Source organism: Geobacillus sp. WSUCF1, from assembly GCF_000422025.1.
GTDB classification, from domain to species: domain Bacteria; phylum Bacillota; class Bacilli; order Bacillales; family Anoxybacillaceae; genus Geobacillus; species Geobacillus zalihae.
Genome location: NZ_ATCO01000085.1, coordinates 15,679 through 31,223, shown reverse-complemented (window position 1 = coordinate 31,223; position 15,545 = coordinate 15,679). Strand labels below are relative to the sequence as shown.

At 53.7% G+C, this 15,545-nt stretch carries 14 protein-coding genes and 3 pseudogenes; 5 read left to right on the top strand and 12 right to left on the bottom strand.

All coding sequences use genetic code 11. The features are described from left to right. Nucleotides 1–133 precede the first annotated feature (133 nt). The 7 genes and pseudogenes from I656_RS07295 to I656_RS07320 form a co-directional block, all read right to left on the bottom strand. Nucleotides 134–658: a tryptophan transporter gene (locus I656_RS07295; protein WP_033005728.1), complete on the bottom strand. Its 525-nt coding sequence runs from the start codon at nucleotides 656–658 to the stop codon at nucleotides 134–136. Nucleotides 659–753: 95 nt separating this feature from the next. Continuing rightward, nucleotides 754–1,836: a 3-phosphoserine/phosphohydroxythreonine transaminase gene (gene serC, locus I656_RS07300; RefSeq protein ID WP_033005726.1), complete on the bottom strand. Its 1,083-nt coding sequence runs from the start codon at nucleotides 1,834–1,836 to the stop codon at nucleotides 754–756. 129 nt (nucleotides 1,837–1,965) lie between these two features. Beyond that, entirely contained in the window at nucleotides 1,966–2,154 is a 189-nt protein-coding gene (locus I656_RS07305) for a sporulation YhaL family protein (RefSeq protein ID WP_011230152.1), read from the bottom strand. Nucleotides 2,155–2,265: 111 nt separating this feature from the next. After that, nucleotides 2,266–2,394 (bottom strand): hypothetical protein, encoded by a 129-nt coding sequence (locus I656_RS07310; protein ID WP_013523055.1) that lies wholly within the window; start codon nucleotides 2,392–2,394, stop codon nucleotides 2,266–2,268. 26 nt (nucleotides 2,395–2,420) lie between these two features. Beyond that, nucleotides 2,421–3,398 (bottom strand): 3'-5' exoribonuclease YhaM, encoded by a 978-nt coding sequence (gene yhaM / locus I656_RS07315; protein WP_033005724.1) that lies wholly within the window; start codon nucleotides 3,396–3,398, stop codon nucleotides 2,421–2,423. Nucleotides 3,399–3,516: 118 nt separating this feature from the next. Next, nucleotides 3,517–4,747, bottom strand: a pseudogene (locus I656_RS0115700) (ABC transporter permease). Then, the gene (locus tag I656_RS07320) at nucleotides 4,740–5,639 is read right to left on the bottom strand and encodes an ABC transporter ATP-binding protein (protein ID WP_033005723.1); all 900 of its coding nucleotides are present in this window, start codon (nucleotides 5,637–5,639) and stop codon (nucleotides 4,740–4,742) included. Before I656_RS07320 ends, I656_RS0115700 begins: the two are co-directional and overlap by 8 nt. 150 nt (nucleotides 5,640–5,789) lie before the next feature. On the opposite strand from I656_RS07320, the gene I656_RS0115695 reads away from it, so the two are divergent. Then, nucleotides 5,790–5,975, top strand: coding sequence for a YhzD family protein (locus I656_RS0115695; RefSeq protein WP_015374028.1), 186 nt, complete (start codon nucleotides 5,790–5,792; stop codon nucleotides 5,973–5,975). Between the two features lie 37 nt (nucleotides 5,976–6,012). On the opposite strand, the gene I656_RS07325 is transcribed toward I656_RS0115695, so the two are convergent. The 4 genes and pseudogenes from I656_RS07325 to I656_RS07335 all read right to left on the bottom strand — a co-directional run bounded on the left by I656_RS07325 (nucleotide 6,013) and on the right by I656_RS07335 (nucleotide 10,293). After that, on the bottom strand, nucleotides 6,013–7,518 hold the full coding sequence (locus tag I656_RS07325) for a coproporphyrinogen III oxidase (protein WP_033005735.1): 1,506 nt from the start codon (nucleotides 7,516–7,518) through the stop codon (nucleotides 6,013–6,015). A gap of 214 nt (nucleotides 7,519–7,732) precedes the next feature. Then, nucleotides 7,733–8,595: pseudogene (locus I656_RS0115690) on the bottom strand (Cof-type HAD-IIB family hydrolase). A gap of 133 nt (nucleotides 8,596–8,728) precedes the next feature. After that, a complete protein-coding gene (locus tag I656_RS07330) occupies nucleotides 8,729–9,088 on the bottom strand; it encodes a YlbF family regulator (protein ID WP_013146245.1) in 360 nt (119 codons plus the stop codon). A 71-nt stretch (nucleotides 9,089–9,159) separates the two neighbouring features. Then, entirely contained in the window at nucleotides 9,160–10,293 is a 1,134-nt protein-coding gene (locus I656_RS07335; protein WP_020755233.1) for a DUF445 domain-containing protein, read from the bottom strand. A 126-nt stretch (nucleotides 10,294–10,419) separates the two neighbouring features. On the opposite strand from I656_RS07335, the gene I656_RS07340 reads away from it, so the two are divergent. The 4 genes and pseudogenes from I656_RS07340 (at nucleotide 10,420) to I656_RS07350 (ending at nucleotide 15,076) form a co-directional block, all read left to right on the top strand. Continuing rightward, nucleotides 10,420–11,496 carry a YheC/YheD family protein gene (locus I656_RS07340; RefSeq protein ID WP_020755232.1) on the top strand — a complete coding sequence of 359 codons (1,077 nt, stop codon included), beginning with the start codon at nucleotides 10,420–10,422 and terminating at the stop codon, nucleotides 11,494–11,496. 6 nt (nucleotides 11,497–11,502) lie between these two features. Continuing rightward, nucleotides 11,503–12,570 (top strand): YheC/YheD family protein, encoded by a 1,068-nt coding sequence (locus I656_RS07345; RefSeq protein ID WP_020755231.1) that lies wholly within the window; start codon nucleotides 11,503–11,505, stop codon nucleotides 12,568–12,570. After that, nucleotides 12,567–13,916: pseudogene (locus I656_RS0115685) on the top strand (YheC/YheD family protein). The gene I656_RS07345 and the pseudogene I656_RS0115685 overlap by 4 nt, the downstream one beginning before the upstream one ends. After that, complete coding sequence (locus I656_RS07350) at nucleotides 13,910–15,076, top strand: YheC/YheD family protein (protein ID WP_033005721.1); 1,167 nt, start codon at nucleotides 13,910–13,912, stop codon at nucleotides 15,074–15,076. The pseudogene I656_RS0115685 and the gene I656_RS07350 overlap by 7 nt, the downstream one beginning before the upstream one ends. Here the strand turns inward: I656_RS07350 and I656_RS0115680 are convergent. Then, complete coding sequence (locus I656_RS0115680) at nucleotides 15,036–15,437, bottom strand: hypothetical protein (RefSeq protein WP_011230138.1); 402 nt, start codon at nucleotides 15,435–15,437, stop codon at nucleotides 15,036–15,038. The two genes, I656_RS07350 and I656_RS0115680, sit on opposite strands and share 41 nt — an antisense overlap. Nucleotides 15,438–15,545: the final 108 nt, after the last annotated feature.

Here is a 15,545-nt window from a genome sequence, read left to right as displayed (position 1 = left end):
AAAAAGCTGATAATAGAGCGATTTCAACTGGTTTTTAATGGTTAATCAACACGCCTGAGAGCATAAGTATTTTTTTCCTACTCTCTCTTTGATAGCAAAAAACCCGACCAGCCATGATCGGGTTTTTTGCCGTTTACACGTGTGCTGTGACGTTCATCCGCCGGAAAATGGACGCCGCAATCGGATAGATAATGGCCATGGCCACCGCATTTAACGCCGCGGTTGGCAGCACAATCGTGACAAACAGCGCAGAAAAGGTCGTTCCACCCGGCAACCCAACAATAAGGAGCGCCGCGGTTAAAAACACCGCCCCGGAAATGACGGTGCCGACAGCCGCCAGCACTGAAGCCCCAATGACCGTTTGGCTGTATGCTTTCATCAAAGTCGCTAGGGCAAACACGACAAAGGCGGTGATGATCTTATCGATCATATTCGGCAGCTGTCCGCCCGGGAACGTCGTCGTCATGGCTGAGATCAAGCCAGTGACGACGCCGACAAGGCCGACCGCTTTGACGTTCGGAAAAAGCAAAATCGCCAAAAACATCATCGCCAGCATCATATCCGGCTTCATTCCGAAAAACAACCCCGGAATGACCGCGTGCAACACGGCTCCGATTCCGACTAACAGCGCCATCGATACTAATGCTCTCACATTCATGCTCATCTCTCCTCATCTCTCCTCGTCTATATCTTTTGCTCGAGAATTTTTCTATCATTATATCACTTTGCAGTGTAAAAGTGAAGAAGAAATTTTCAGGCAAAACGGCGGCGGAACTCGTTCATGAACGACGCGAGCGCTTCGCACGCCTCAAGCGGCACCGCGTTGTAAATCGACGCCCTGCAGCCGCCGACCGATCGGTGCCCGCCGAGCCCGACAAACCCGCGTTCTTTCGCCTCGGCGAGGAACGTTTTCGTCAGCTCCTCATTTGGAAGCGTAAAGGTGACGTTCATGAGCGAACGGCTCCCCTTTTCGGCGTGCGGTTTGTAAAAGCCGCCGCTTTCATCAATCGCCTCATACAGCACGGCCGCCTTTTGCTGGCTGCGCTCTTCCATCGCCGCCACACCGCCTTGCTCTTCGACCCATTCGAGCACGAGCGACAGCATGTAAATCGCAAACGTCGGCGGCGTGTTGTACAGCGAATTGCTCTTCTGGTGCGTCCGGTAATCAAGCATCGTCGGCAGCCCGTCCGGAATGCGCTCAAGCAAATCGTTGCGGAGAATGACAACCGTGACTCCTGACGGGCCGAGATTTTTCTGCGCCCCGGCGTAAATGAGGGCAAATTGACTGACATCGAACGGACGGCTTAAAATATCGCTCGACATATCCGCGACCAAGTCAACCGGCGTGTTCGGAAATTCCTTCCATTGAGTGCCGAAGATCGTGTTGTTTGACGTAATATGGACATAGGCGGCGTTTTTCGGCCATTGGACGTCATCAAGCGGCGGAATGTATGTGTAGTTCGCTTCTTTGCTCGAAGCGACGACCGTTGTCAAACCGATTTTTTGCGCTTCTTTCAGCGCTTTCTCCGACCACGCCCCGGTCAGCACATAACAGCCGATTTTCCCTTCCGTGAGGAGGTTCATCGGCACCATGGAAAACTGCAGGCTCGCCCCGCCTTGCAAAAATAAAATGTCATATCCGTCCGGCACATTTAGAAGCCGCTTGAGCCGCTCTTTCGCCGCATTATGGACAGCCTCGTATTCCTTGCTTCGGTGGCTTAATTCCATCACCGACATGCCGGTGTTTTGAAAATTAAGGAGCTCTTTTTGCGCCCGCTCAAGCACCGGAAGCGGCAGCGCTGACGGGCCGGCGTTGAAGTTGTACGCGCGTTTCATTGTCATCCCTCACTTTGCCTCCTGGTAGTCCATTGATATTATTATCCTAACACGATTCGCAAAAAAAGAAAGAGAATTTTTCGAAAAAAACGCTTTCAAATGAAATCTTCCAAAAAAAGAAAGTCCCTGCTATTGCAAGGACTTCGCTTGTTTCCGCCGCTCGCGCTCCTTTCGGATGCGCTCCATGTAAATCTCCCCTTCTTTTTCAATAAATGCTTCGTCAATTTCCCGCTCGCGCGCCGCCGTTTTTACGGTCATATAGCCGCTGAAAATAATACCGGCAACAACCAAATACACCCACCAAGGCAAACTGAGCATCGCCATTCCCCCTTGTATGCTTGTCTTGTCTTAGTACACTATACGCGCAACAAGGGGGCAGTATGCATGGAGAAAGAGGCGGGAAAGCCGCCTCTTTCTTAGGGACAACGCTTATGCTTCGTTTCGCTTCTTCTTTGTTTTCTTCTTCGCTTTCTTCCACTGTCGGCGCAGCTCGTTCAACTCTTCTTTCGCCTGTTCATACTGAGCCGTCGGGACGATTTCAATGATCGGTTCGATCATGATCCATCCCTCCCTTGGTCCGCCCCTTACTCTTTACTACCCGCGTTTTTTGGCTTTGAAACAGACAAAAACGCCGGTTTGTAAAACGAGCGGTTGTCAAGGGCAAAGACGCGTTCAGTGAATTCACCTGGTTTCACTTTCTCAAGCGCACGGTCGATCATCGTAATTTTCGCATCCAAATTGTCAATGTAATGAAGCACCTCGGCTTCTTTGACAAGCGGCGGCTTCGGGCTGCCCCATTCCGCCTTGCCGTGATGCGCGAGCACAAGATGCTGCAAAATGACAACTTCTTCACCTTGAATGCCGAGCTGTTCCGCCGCCTTGCTGATCTCGCTCACCATGATCGAAATGTGTCCGAGCAAATTCCCTTCAAGCGTATACGCCGTCGATACCGGACCAGATAATTCCATCACTTTGCCAAGGTCATGCAAAATGACGCCGGCATAAAGCAAGTCTTTATTGAGCGACGGATAGAGATGGACGAGCGCCTTGGCGAGTTCAAGCATCGACACGACATGATACGCCAGTCCGGAGATGAATTCATGATGGTTTTTCGTCGCCGCTGGGTACTCAAAAAACGCCTTTTCGTATTTTTTCAACAAATAGCGGGTAATGCGCTGGATGTTTGGATTTTCCATCGCAAATATGTATTCCATCACTTTCGCCTTCATTTCCTCGCGCCCGAGCGGAGCCGTCTCCAAAAAGTCATCGATGCGCACCGCATCGCCCGGATGAGCAGGACGGATCGAACGGATGCGCAACTGCAATTTGCCGCGGTAGTTATGGATGTCTCCCGCCACTTTGACGATGCACTCCGGCACATACCGCTCTTCGTCATCCGGCGAGACATCCCACAGTTTGGCTTCAATGTCGCCGCTTTTATCTTGCAAAATCAACGTCAAGAACGGCTTGCCGTTGCTGGCGATGCCTTTCGTTGCGGATTTGATGAGCAAAAAGAGATCAACTTGTTCCCCAACCTCATAATGGATGATGCCTTTCGCCACTTCGTTCTCCTCCGTTTCTCTGTACGTACTTTCTAGTATATCATAACGGGCAAAGGGCAAAAAGAAAGCCTTGCCGAAACGGCAAGGGAACATTAGCCCAAACGTCCCGTCACGCTGTTTATTTTTTTGTCAGCTGGATGGCCTGTTTTATATCCTTGAAAATGTTCATTCGTCCATACATCAGCACGCCGCCTCGATACACTTTGGCGCCAAAATAGATCAGCAAAACAATCGTCGCCACCAAAAGCACAAGGCAAAGCGCCACTTCCCACCCCGGCACGGACACGAGGCCGATGCGCAAAAACATGAGCATCGGCGCGAAAAAAGGAACGAACGAAGCGCCGGTCACGAACGCCGACTCTGGGGCATTCAAGCCAAACATCGCGATCATAAAGGCAGCGACAACCAACATCATGACCGGCGTAATCGCCGGCTGCACGTCCTCAACCCGGCTGACGAGCGAACCGAGCACGGCAAACAGCACCGCGTACAAGAGGTAACCGAGCAAGAAAAAAAACGAGTGCATACACAAAGATCGAGGCCGGCAGGCGGTCAAATCCGAGGAAACGCCACACTTCCTGCCCGCTCGTTTTTAACGCGGCGAACGCAACGGCGAAAAACACGAAAAATTGCGTCAAGCTGACAAGCGCAACGCCGATGATTTTGCCAAACAGCTGTTGGACCGGCGGGACGCTTGACACTAAAATTTCCATCACGCGCGACGATTTTTCCGTCGCCACCTCCGTCGCGATCATGCCGCCATACATCAAAACGAACATATACATCGCGAAAAGAAGGACATAAACAAGAGCGCGCGCTTGGTTCAACTCCTCTTCCGTCTTCGCGTTTTTTTCCAATGCCACCTTTTGGAACGGAACAGGTTTGTAAAGCTCCGCCATTTGTTCATCCGTCAGGCCAAGCTTAGCGGCTGAAAGCGCTGTTTTCAGCTGGCTCAGCGCTCGTTCCAGCTCCTCAGGCGTCTGATTGTCCACAATCGTATTGGCATAATACACCGCTTCCGGCAATCCTTCCGCATCCCTGGACAATACGAGCAATCCGTCCCATTTGCCTTCTTTGACTGCTTCTTTCGCTTCGTTTTCCATATCCGTAATTTTTGTCAACGCGATTTGGTCATGGTTTGCCTGCTTCTCAAGCGGACCGTACAAAGATCCCGTGCGGTCAATGACCGCGACATGAGGCTTTTCATCACCGGTGAAAAACTCAATGATCGGCTGAATGTTGGCCACCCCGATGATCAACAGGCAAGTGATGGCAGTGGTCACCAAAAATGCTTTCGCCTTCAGCTTCGTCTGATACGTATGTACCGCCACAAGGAAAAACTTATTCATACGCCGCACCTACTTTTTCAATAAAGATATCATTCAGAGACGGTTCCTCCAAGGCAAACAGACGAACCGCGAATTTTCCTGCTATATGACCGAGTATCGCTTGTGCCGTCTCCTCATTGGTGATTTGCAGCCGCACCCCTTCCGCCGTCCTCTTCCACTGCAAAACGCCAGGAAACCGCGCCAATTCTTCAAACGGCCCGTCGCCTTGAATAACAAGTATTTGTTTGCCAAACGAGCGTTTCAGTTCACGCAGCGCTCCAGCCACCACTGCGCGGCCGCGGCGCAAAATGCAGACATGTTCGCACAGCTCTTCCACATGTTCCATCCGATGACTCGAGAAGACAATGGTCGTGCCGTTCCGTTTTAAATCAAGCACCGCTTCTTTCAACAGTTCAACGTTCACCGGATCAAGACCGCTGAATGGCTCATCCAAGATTAATAGCTTCGGTCGATGAAGCACAGCAGCGATAAACTGGATTTTTTGCTGGTTGCCTTTCGACAGCTCCTCCACCCGCTTGTGGGCGTAATCGCGGATATGGAAGCGCTCGAGCCAGCGGTCGATTTCCGGAAGAAGATCCGTCTTTTTCATTCCGCGCAACCGCCCTAAATACAGAAGCTGCTCTTGCACTTTCAGCTTCGGGTACAACCCGCGCTCTTCCGGCAAATAGCCGATCAGATGGCTTTTCGAGTCATCAATTGGTTCGCCTTGCCAACGGATCACCCCTTCCGTCGGGAGCAGAAGGCCTAAAATCATGCGAAAGGTCGTCGTTTTTCCCGCTCCGTTCGCCCCAAGCAATCCGAACATCTCCCCTTCTGGAACCGTCAACGTTAAATGGTCGACGGCCGTCGCCTGACCAAACCGTTTCGTCACCTCAATGATCTCTAAACTCATCCACATTCCCCCAACGTAAAACAAATTTTCCACCCACATTATTAAAACGTACAATCTTAAAAAAAAGTTTCAGATAAAAGCAGGAATTTGTCGATTCAACCTCTAAATGAAAGAGAAATGAATGATGATTCAGCGAAAGGAGATGGTGACATGCCGACGTATACGTTGACCGCGTTTGAGCGCGACGGGGAAAAATTGCTCGATGAAACGTTTGAAGCCGCCAATGATGAAGAAGCGAAAAAAATCGGTGAACAAAAGCTGCGCGAGCGCGGCTGTTGGGACAAAACACACCGTTGCGTCAATGCCAGCGGCAAGCTCATTTTATTTCACCGCTAATCAAAACACCCCGGGGTTGTTCCCGGGATGTTGTTATTTATCCAAATATTTCCTTTAATATATTGATTTTCTCTTCCGTATATTCGGCGAAATGCTCGTTGTACACTTTCGGCTCTTTTGGGTTCGCCTGGCGGGTGATTTTCCGCGTTTTCGGATCAACGAATTTGCTTGATGCCCCGCAGCCAAGGCCGATGATCGACTGTTGCTCTTCCATAATCATGATGTTGTAGATGCTCTCATTCCCCGGCAGCGCGTAGCCGACGTTTTCAAGGTTGCCGAGAATGTTTTTTTGTCGATACAAATAGTAAGGGACATAACCGTGTTCCTTTGTCCATTCTTGGGCCGCCTTCATCATCGCCTGCACTTCCTCGCGGCTGGCGACTTTGTACTTTTGTTTGTTCTTTGTCATTTCCGACGCCCGCTTGAACGACAGCGTATGAACGGTCAGCGACTCGGGCAGAAGCCGTTCCGTCTGTCCAAGCGTATACACAAACTCCGGCAGCCCCTCGCCCGGCAGTCCGATGATTAAGTCCATGTTGATGTTGTTCATCCCCATCTGCCGCGCCAAGTGGAACTTCTCAATCGTTTCTTCAACGGTATGATGGCGCCCGATCGCTTTTAACGTCTCCTGAATGTAGGATTGCGGGTTAATGCTGATGCGGTCGATCCGCCATTTTTTCAACACTTCGAGCTTCTCCGGCGTAATCGTATCCGGACGCCCGGCTTCGACCGTGATTTCGCGGACGCGGTCGACGTCTGGAAATACGTCATACATATGAGCGTACAGCCGGTCCATCTCGTCGGCCGTAATGCTCGTCGGCGTCCCGCCGCCGTAGTAAATCGTTGTGATGCGGATGCCGCGCTCGCGCAAAAAGCGGCCGACCGCCTCCATTTCGTAATGAAGGCCGGCCAAAAAGGCGTCGACCGACCCTTGGCGGCCGTTGATGGCGTACGCCGGAAATGTGCAATAGGCGCATTTCGTTGGGCAAAATGGAATGCCGATATAGATGCTCACTTCGTGGGCCAAATCGTACAAATCCGGCACGACCGTGAGCTGGCGGTCCACGATCGCTTGCATCAATTCGATTTTTTCGTTTGTCACTAAATACTCTTCAGCCAGCTTCCGGTGCGCCTCTTCTTTCGAAAGGCCTGAGCGCAAAAGCTGATGAAGCAGCTTGACCGGACGCACGCCGGTCAGCACGCCCCACGGCTGAATGAGGCCGGTAGAACGCTCAAGCAACGTCAAATAGACATGCAAAACGGCGTTTTTCAGCTGTTTTTCGTACGTTTTCCCGTCAGCATCCGCCGGCGTGCTGCATTCATGACGCGCTTCCTCCACGCGCCCGGACGTCTTGTCGAGAAGCGTCCCAGAAACAGCGATGCACCCGTCTTCCTTGACGGAAAACATAGCGGCCATATCGGCCTCGGGAAGCGGCGCGAACGACAGCTCCGGCGCTTCGAAGAACAGCTCGGTCATCACTTCGAGCGGGCGCTGAAACCGTTCCGGATGCGGCAGTCCTTGAATTTCGATCCGCACGTTCATCACCTTTTCTTTCAAACTTCTTTCAGTGTACTGAACGGCTGTTTCCTTCGTCAAGCGGAAGAATGCACCTTTGCCACCGACTTTATGGAAATGACTCCCGCCCGGCCAACTAGATTAAAAAAGCCGGGCATTCGCTCCGGCCTCATTTTTATGATTTTCGTGAAAACGGCAAGCGCCAGTTGTCCGCTCACGGTTCGCTCCCCGCTCAAGCTTCTTACTGTTTCGTTTTGAGTTTTTGCAAAAACTCGATCCGTTGCTGTTTGCGGAAATGTTCTTTCACCATGTAGGCGACGCCGAGCTGTTCGTTCGAACGCGTCACCCAGTCGGCCGCCCGCTTCACCTCAAGCGGCGCGTTCCCCATGGCGACGCCGAGCCCAGCCGCTTCAATCGCCGGCAAATCGTCAAGGCCGTCACCGATCATCACCGTTTCTTTCAACGATACGCCGATATGTTGAGCCAACCGGCGCAACCCCGCTAGTTTAGACACTCCTTGCGGGACAATTTCCATTTTTCCGTTTGGCTGCATAATCATATCAATGGACGGAATCGATTTCGTCAATAAAGCGGCCGCTGCATCCCTCTCTTCGTCTGTAGCAAAATATACATCAATTTTCGGCACAGCGATCGGTTCGTCCATCAACACGTCGCCAAGCGAGTCGACAAATTGGGTCGGATAGAAAAACGGGTCGCTTGAGGAGAGAACCGTTTGCACGACAAGGTTTTTCTTCACTTTCTTCCGATTGCCGAGCGAATACCGCTCATGCATGAGGCGGATGTTGCAGTTGAAGTTTTCCAAAATTTGCACGATATTAAACGTCCGCTCCTCAGGGATCACGCGTCAAACAGCCTATCATCAAGCGTTCTGGCAATCATCGCTCCTTGGAATGCAATGAGCATCCCATCAAGCCGCAGCGCTTTCGCCACTTTGCGGGCGGAAAGCAAATTGCGGCTCGTGATTAACGTAACATAAACTCCTTTTTTCTTCACATAGTCGACCGCCTCTTTCGTTTCGCGCGGCAGGCGGCCGTTGTTTTTTAAAATCGTTCCGTCAATGTTGAGCGCCAACAGCTTATACACGGCTGTCTCCCCCTTTTGTCCGTCTCAACCTCTCTTGCCGCCGCCAGCAAGCTGGCGGCGGCTTTGCATTCCTTATCATTTTCATGACTATGACGAAACGGACAAAAAAAGAACACCCGACCGGGTGTTTTTCCTATCTTCCTTCCATGAATGAACGGTGCAACTCCTCAAGCGGCTTCATGGCGATTTGCTGAACCTCGGCAATGGTTATGCTCATTTGCTGCTCGAGCGCCATCAGGCGGGCGAGTTTCTCGTTTTGCTGGGCGAGCGCCATCGCCTTTTGCGCCTGTTCGATTTCATCAGGCAAAATGGCCGCCCCGCGCATCTGTTTTTCATGGAGCCGAAGCTGGATGTCGCGGACATTCGCGAACATTCGATAGGCGATTTCATCTCGGCGGACATCTTCGTATGCCCGTTTCAGCTGCTGAAACGGCTCGCTCGCCCGAATCGCCTGCTCAAGCTGTCTAGCGAGCGCATGAAGGGGTTCAGACATAAAAAGAGCCTCCTATACGAATATCGTTCACGTTCTAACGTATGCGCCATCTGACGGCGATATGCCACAGCCTACAGCCATAAGCCAATGACGCCTTGAACGGCGCCGATCAGCCCGCCAAGCAAGGCGCCCAAATACGTAATCATCTTTAGTTCACGGCGGGCGATCGATAAAATGATCGCTTCCAACCGTTGCAACGAAAATGACTCTACTTGTTCACGGACGATATCTTCAAGCCCAAGCTGCGCCACGATTGCCTCAATCTTGCCGCTAAGCAGGCGGCTGGCTGCTTCCGCCGCCTGCGGGATGAGACGACCAAACAAGGGCTGTTCGTATGGGGCGAGCAGTTCGGCAAGCGGACGGTTCAGCCATCCGCCGCTTTGCACCAAGCGGCGGGCAGCCGACCGCACCGCTTCATCGATGCGCCGGCGGCCGATCATCTCTTCCACGGTTGCGAGCGGATAGTCCAACCATTTGTTCCACTCCGTCCAAAGAAGGCGGGAGAGCACCTCTCTTGTGCCAGCATGGCGCAAAAATTTACCGAGCTCCGCCTGCACCTTATCGACGAAATGGACATTGCCAAGCAGCATCTGCAGCATATTTCCAACCATCCCGCGCTCTTGGAAAAAACGCTCGATCATGCTGGAAATCTGCTGCTTTCCCTCCTCGCTGCGAAAGTAGTCAAGCGTCCTGTCGGCCAAATAACCCGCTAGACTTTCGACGCGCGCTTCCATTGTCTGCTTCAACTCCGCTGGCAATACATCGCGTATCGGCCGCAGACGCCACGTTTCGCTCCACCGTTCGTACGCTCGCTCAGCTTGCTCGGCCGCCATCGCCTCGAGCCGCTCGGCGGGAGAGCGAATACCAAGGCGTTCAAGCAACTCAGCCGGCGTTTCTTTGCGCGCAAGCCACTTTCGAAGCCATTCCCGCCCCCACTCGGCCATCTCGGCCGTAAAGGACGGATCCATGAGTTTGCGCCGCAATCCTTCCGGCGTCACCAAATGTTCCACGACCGTTTTCCCGAGCTGTTCGGCCAGCTCCCGCCGCCGCTTTGGAATCAATCCCGGCGTAAACGGCAGCCGTTTTCCAAACACGTACATCGGCTCATATGGGCGAAACAGCATCACGATGGCGATCAAATTCGTCACCCCGCCAATGAGCGCCCCGACCGCCACCATAAACAGCAAATAAACGAACGTTTCCATCCTCTTCTCCTTCCGTCCCCGCCGCTGTCACCAAACGGCGTCCGTCATCATACGATGGCGATATAAACGTTTGCCTAATTGTTCATTATAGAGCTTGCCTGACGAATGCGCAAATGAGGGACTGCGATGAGCAAACAACGAACGATGGCTGTGCTGACGGAAATCAATGAAACAAGTGAACGGGCTGCCTTTGGATCCATCCATCATTTTTGCGAGGAATTGGCGGCATATGCTAGAAAGCGTGGTCTCTTTTTTTACGTGTCCTCGCCGGCGCTTTACTTAGAGGGAGTCGGCTATCAGTGGACCGAAAGCGGATGGGGCAAGCGGGACGTGCCTCCAGCCGATGTCGTTTACAATCGCCTTCACTCGCGCAAGCTCGAACGCTCCCCTTTGTTTGCCGAGCTGCTCGCTCGGCTTGCCGAAGAAAACGGGATGATGTTCAACCATCGCTTTTTGCATAAATGGGAAGTGCACTGCCATTTTGAGCGGCACGAGTACTTGCACCCGCACTTGCCGAAAACGGCGCTCTGGAGCGGTCAACATACGCTTGAGGCGTTCCTTGACGCTTTCCCATCCGTCTTTCTCAAGCCGATCTATGGCAGCCAAGGGCGAGGGATTTTCTGCCTCCAACATTCGGACGACGGAATTTGTCTTCGCCATTCCACTTCCGCTTCAACGGCCGTATATCGTTCGATGGACGCTTTAGCTTCCGCTTTGCGGCAACAAATCCGAACGCCGATGATCATCCAACAAGGGCTTGAGCTTCGCACCCTCGACGGCCGCCCGGTCGATTTTCGCCTGCTTTGTCATCGCGTCCGCCACAATGATTGGCGCGTCACTTCCGCCGTCGCCCGCATCGCGCCGCCCGGCCAATTCGTGGCCAACCTTGCCCGCGGCGGGGAGCTCATGGCGGTCAATGACGTCTTGCGGAAGTGGTACACGAGAGTTGACGCGTTCCAGCAAAAACAGCTTCTGAAAGAAATCGCACTGGAATCCGCCGCCGTTCTCGCCTCGGAAGCGGAAGGACTGTATGGAGAGTTTGGCGTTGATCTTGCCATTGACATCCATGGCCAGCCGTGGATCATCGAGGTGAATACGAAGCCGTCGAAACAGACGGATATGGCCGCTTCCTACCAATCGGTCCGCCCGTCGGCGAAGGCGATCATCGACTATAGTTTGACATTGATGGAGGAAAAGGAGTGAACCGTTTTGCTTTCACTCGGTTTTGTCACCCTTGACGAACAGCAAGACCACACGTATTGCACGGAGGTGGCGAAACGCGCCAGACGCTACGGCATTTCCGTCTGCCGCTTTTCACCGCTATCGATCGATCCGCAGACGGAAAACGTCCGCGGCTTTCTCTTTCAAGAGGAAACGAACGAATGGACAAACGCCGTCTTTGCCATTCCGCCATTTTTATATGACCGCTGCTTTTACGGCCATGATGAGCGGTCCAAAAAAGCAAAACCGATTATGAACTGGTTGAAGCAGCGACCTGACCTCACGTTTTTAGGCTATGGCCTGCCGGGCAAATGGGACGTATATGAAGCGCTCTCCTCTCACCCGCTCTTGTCCGCATACGTGCCTCCGACTGTCCGTCTTGAGCGCGCCGATGATGTGCTTGCGCTTCTCCGCCGCGAACAAGCCGCCATCGCCAAGCCGGTGCACGGCTCCGGGGGACGCGGTATTGGCATCTTTCAAAAGAAAGGGAAGGCGCTGTCCGTCCAAGACAGTCACGGTCAAGAACAGGCCGTCATTGCCCGCCGAAGCGAGCTGGAACAACTCCTCGCCTCTTGGAGCCGCCGCGGCGAGTATGTCCTGCAGCCATTGCTTCAGCTATCGACCCCGGAGGGTGAACCGTTTGACCTCCGCATTCTTTTGCAAAAGGATGAAAACGGACGCTGGGTGGAGCGGGTGCGGGCCGTGCGAGTCGGCCGACCGGGGGCATGGGTGGCCAACGTCTGCGCCGGCGCGGACATTCGTCCGTTTTCCGAGTGGCTCGACCGCCTTTCCTCTTCAAAACGTCTCTTCGTGCTCGATGGCGTTGAGACGATCATCCGCACGCTGCCAGTTTATATAGATCACATGTTCGGACCTTTGTTTGAAATCGGCTTGGATCTTGGTGCGACCGACAACGGGGCGGTGTGGATTTTGGATGTCAATTCCAAGCCGGGGAGAAAAGTGGCGCATCTTCTGCCCCCGGAGCAACAAAACGAACTGTACGAAGCGCCGCTTCGGTATTGCTTGTTTTTGGCCAGAGGGGGAAAAAGCCAATGACCTACACGTTGATCATTGACGAAAAACAAACAAATACAGTGATTCTTCCCGCCACGCTCCAAGCATCTAGCAAACATCAGCCGCGTTCGGCAGCCTTGTCACCCCATGCCGGGTCATTTCTTCCCCCCGTCTTGTCGACCGTGTGATTGTGTCGCATGACGTTGCCCGATGCTTGTCGATCCCATTTGCCGCTGACGTTCATGTCTTTTTGACCGATGAAGCTGTTCACTTCGGGCCGCTTGTCGGCATTTTGACCGCCGGATTCACAAAGTCGCTCCACCGCCCGGTCGGCAGCCGGAGCTTCTTTTTTGCCAAGCTGCTGGCGCAAGAAAAGCAAGTCGGCGGATTTGCCTTTTTGTTTGGCGCGCCCCATATTGACTGGGAAAACGGCATGACGAACGGCTATTTTTACACGGAGCGCGGCTGGGAACGCCATACGGTGCCGTTGCCGAATGTCGTTTACAACCGGCTACCAAACCGGCGCGTCGAAAAGGAGGAAACGTTTCAAACGATGACGAAGACGCTGCAAACCACCTACGGCATCCCGATCTTTAACGGGTGTTTTTTCAACAAATGGGACATTTACCGCCGGCTCGCTCTTCATCCGAAGGCGCAGCCGTATTTGCCGGCGACGTCCGCCCACGTGACGCAGCACACCATTGAGCAGTTTCTTGCCCGCTACCGTGAAGCGTACATCAAGCCGGCCGACGGCAGCCTCGGCCGCGGCATTTATCATGTAGCGAAAAAAAAACGCCTATGAATGCCGGTTCCGCGATGAAAGCGGAGAAATCCAAACAGTGCTGTTTCCGACCGCCATGGCGGTGTGGCATCATTTGCTCGCCCATGCGCCGCTTCACCGCTATGTCATCCAACAAGCGGTTCCGCTTCTTGCCGTCAACGGCCGACCGGCTGATTTCCGCGTTCACGTTAACAAAAACGAACACGGCATATGGCAAGTGAGCGCCATCGCCGCCAAAATCGCTGGAAAACAAAGCATCACGACCCATATGAACAGCGGAGGCATCGTCAAAACGCTGGAAGAAATTTTCCCGGATGCCGCCGAGCGCGAAATCATGCTCGCCCGTCTTTCTGACGCCGCCCTTACGCTCAGCCGTTGCCTTGATGAAGCATCAGAAACGTTGATCGGCGAAATCGGTTTTGACCTTGGTGTTGACCAACAAGGAAGGATTTGGATGTTTGAAGCCAATTCCAAACCCGGACGGTCGATTTTTAAGCATCCAAAATTAAAGGACGCAGACGAACGAACAGCGCGGTTGCCGCTCGCTTACGCCGTCCACCTCAGCAAAACAGCCATCACCGAACCCGAGGCGCTTTGGCCATGCTGACGATCGGCTACCGTCCTGACATCGGGGAGTGGGTGTGCAACAGTCCGGGCAGCCCTTATCGATTCGGCAGCGGCTGGGTTGCTCCCGCCGCTGTCCTTCCCGATCTCGTCTTTCCCGTAAGCGAGCAATATGGACGGGTGGGACCGCTCGTCGGCGTGCTGGTCAGCGCCTCGTCCCTTTCCGCTTTGCTGGCTGGGAAAAAGCCGTGGCTTGAAACCGTCATCCGCTCCATCCACAAAGCCGGCGGCATCTCCGTCGTCAGTGCGGCCGCCGGCATCGGAGAGAAAACGGTCTCCGGATATGTATTCGTTCCGACGATTCATCGTTTCATCGAAGCGGCCGCTCCACTGCCCGATGTCGTCTACAATCGAGTAAAAAGCCGCGAAGAAGAAGAAAGCGAGCCGTTTCAAACGGCGGCTGCCCAGTTGAGCGCCCATGGCGTTCCACTTGTCAACCGCTCTTTTTTCCGCAAATCGGACGTTTATGACGCGCTGCGGTCCGACCGCCGGCTCTGGCCGCATCTATTGCCGACGGCGCCTGTCCAAACAGCGGCCGATCTTCGCGCTTGGCTCCGCCAATACAGCTGCATTTACTTGAAGCGGGATGACGGCGCCAGAGGAATGGGGCTGTTTCGTCTCACCGCCTTGTCGGAGACGGAAGCCATTTGCGAATATCCGGGCGGCCAAAAACGGTTCTGCTCGCTCGATGCGCTCGCATCACTCATTCAGTCCGGCCGCTACATCGCCCAAGCATTGGCTGAAACGGACGAGTGGAATGGACGCCGCTACGATTTGCGCGTGCTCGCCCATTGGCACAACGGCCGCCATACGATCACCGGCATCGGTGTTCGTTCGGCCGACGTCGAGTCAGTGACGACCCATGTGTTTCATGGCGGAACCATCCTCCCGTACAAAGAAGTCAAGGAACGCATCGATGAAGCGGCGCTCGAGCGGCTTATTGCCTTGAGCGGCGCACGCCTTGGCGAACGGTTTGGCTTTGTCGGCGAGTTTTCCGCCGACATCGGCGTCGGAAGCGAACGCGAGCTTTACATTTATGAAATCAACGCCAAGCCGATGGTGTTTGATGAGCCGGAGATCGAGGCACGGCGGCTCGAGAGGCTCAATCAGCTGTTTGCCGAGCTCGCTCATCGTACGCCATAGCGAGAAACTGGCCGCTGTAGCGAAGCGCCTGGCGGAACACAGCATCAACCGCTTGTTTGGCGGCTCCATTTAAGCTTTGGCAGACGTTCTGGCATAACATCGCTTTTTCCCACTCAGCCGCCGCCATGGCTTGCAAGAGATCACAACGAGGTGCGCCTGCTTTGCTTTGCTCTCTTTCCGCTCGACCGTCGGCGTTAGCCCCAGCAACTAAATAATGCACGTATTGCCAAAGTTTACGCTGCCGCTCGGCTTCAGCCAAATAGACCGCCCATGCCTCATCCGTTTCCATCTCAGCGAGCTGCCGGGCTTTTTCTTCCGCCGCGGCGGTTGTTTCGAGCAATTTTTTGATCAGCATGATCATCGCGTGCCGCCCCTTTCTTGCCGCTTGTCCTCTTTCATCCATATGAATGGCATGGATAGCGTATGCCTCTTTTGGACAAACTTTAGGAAAAACGATGAGAGGAAGGAG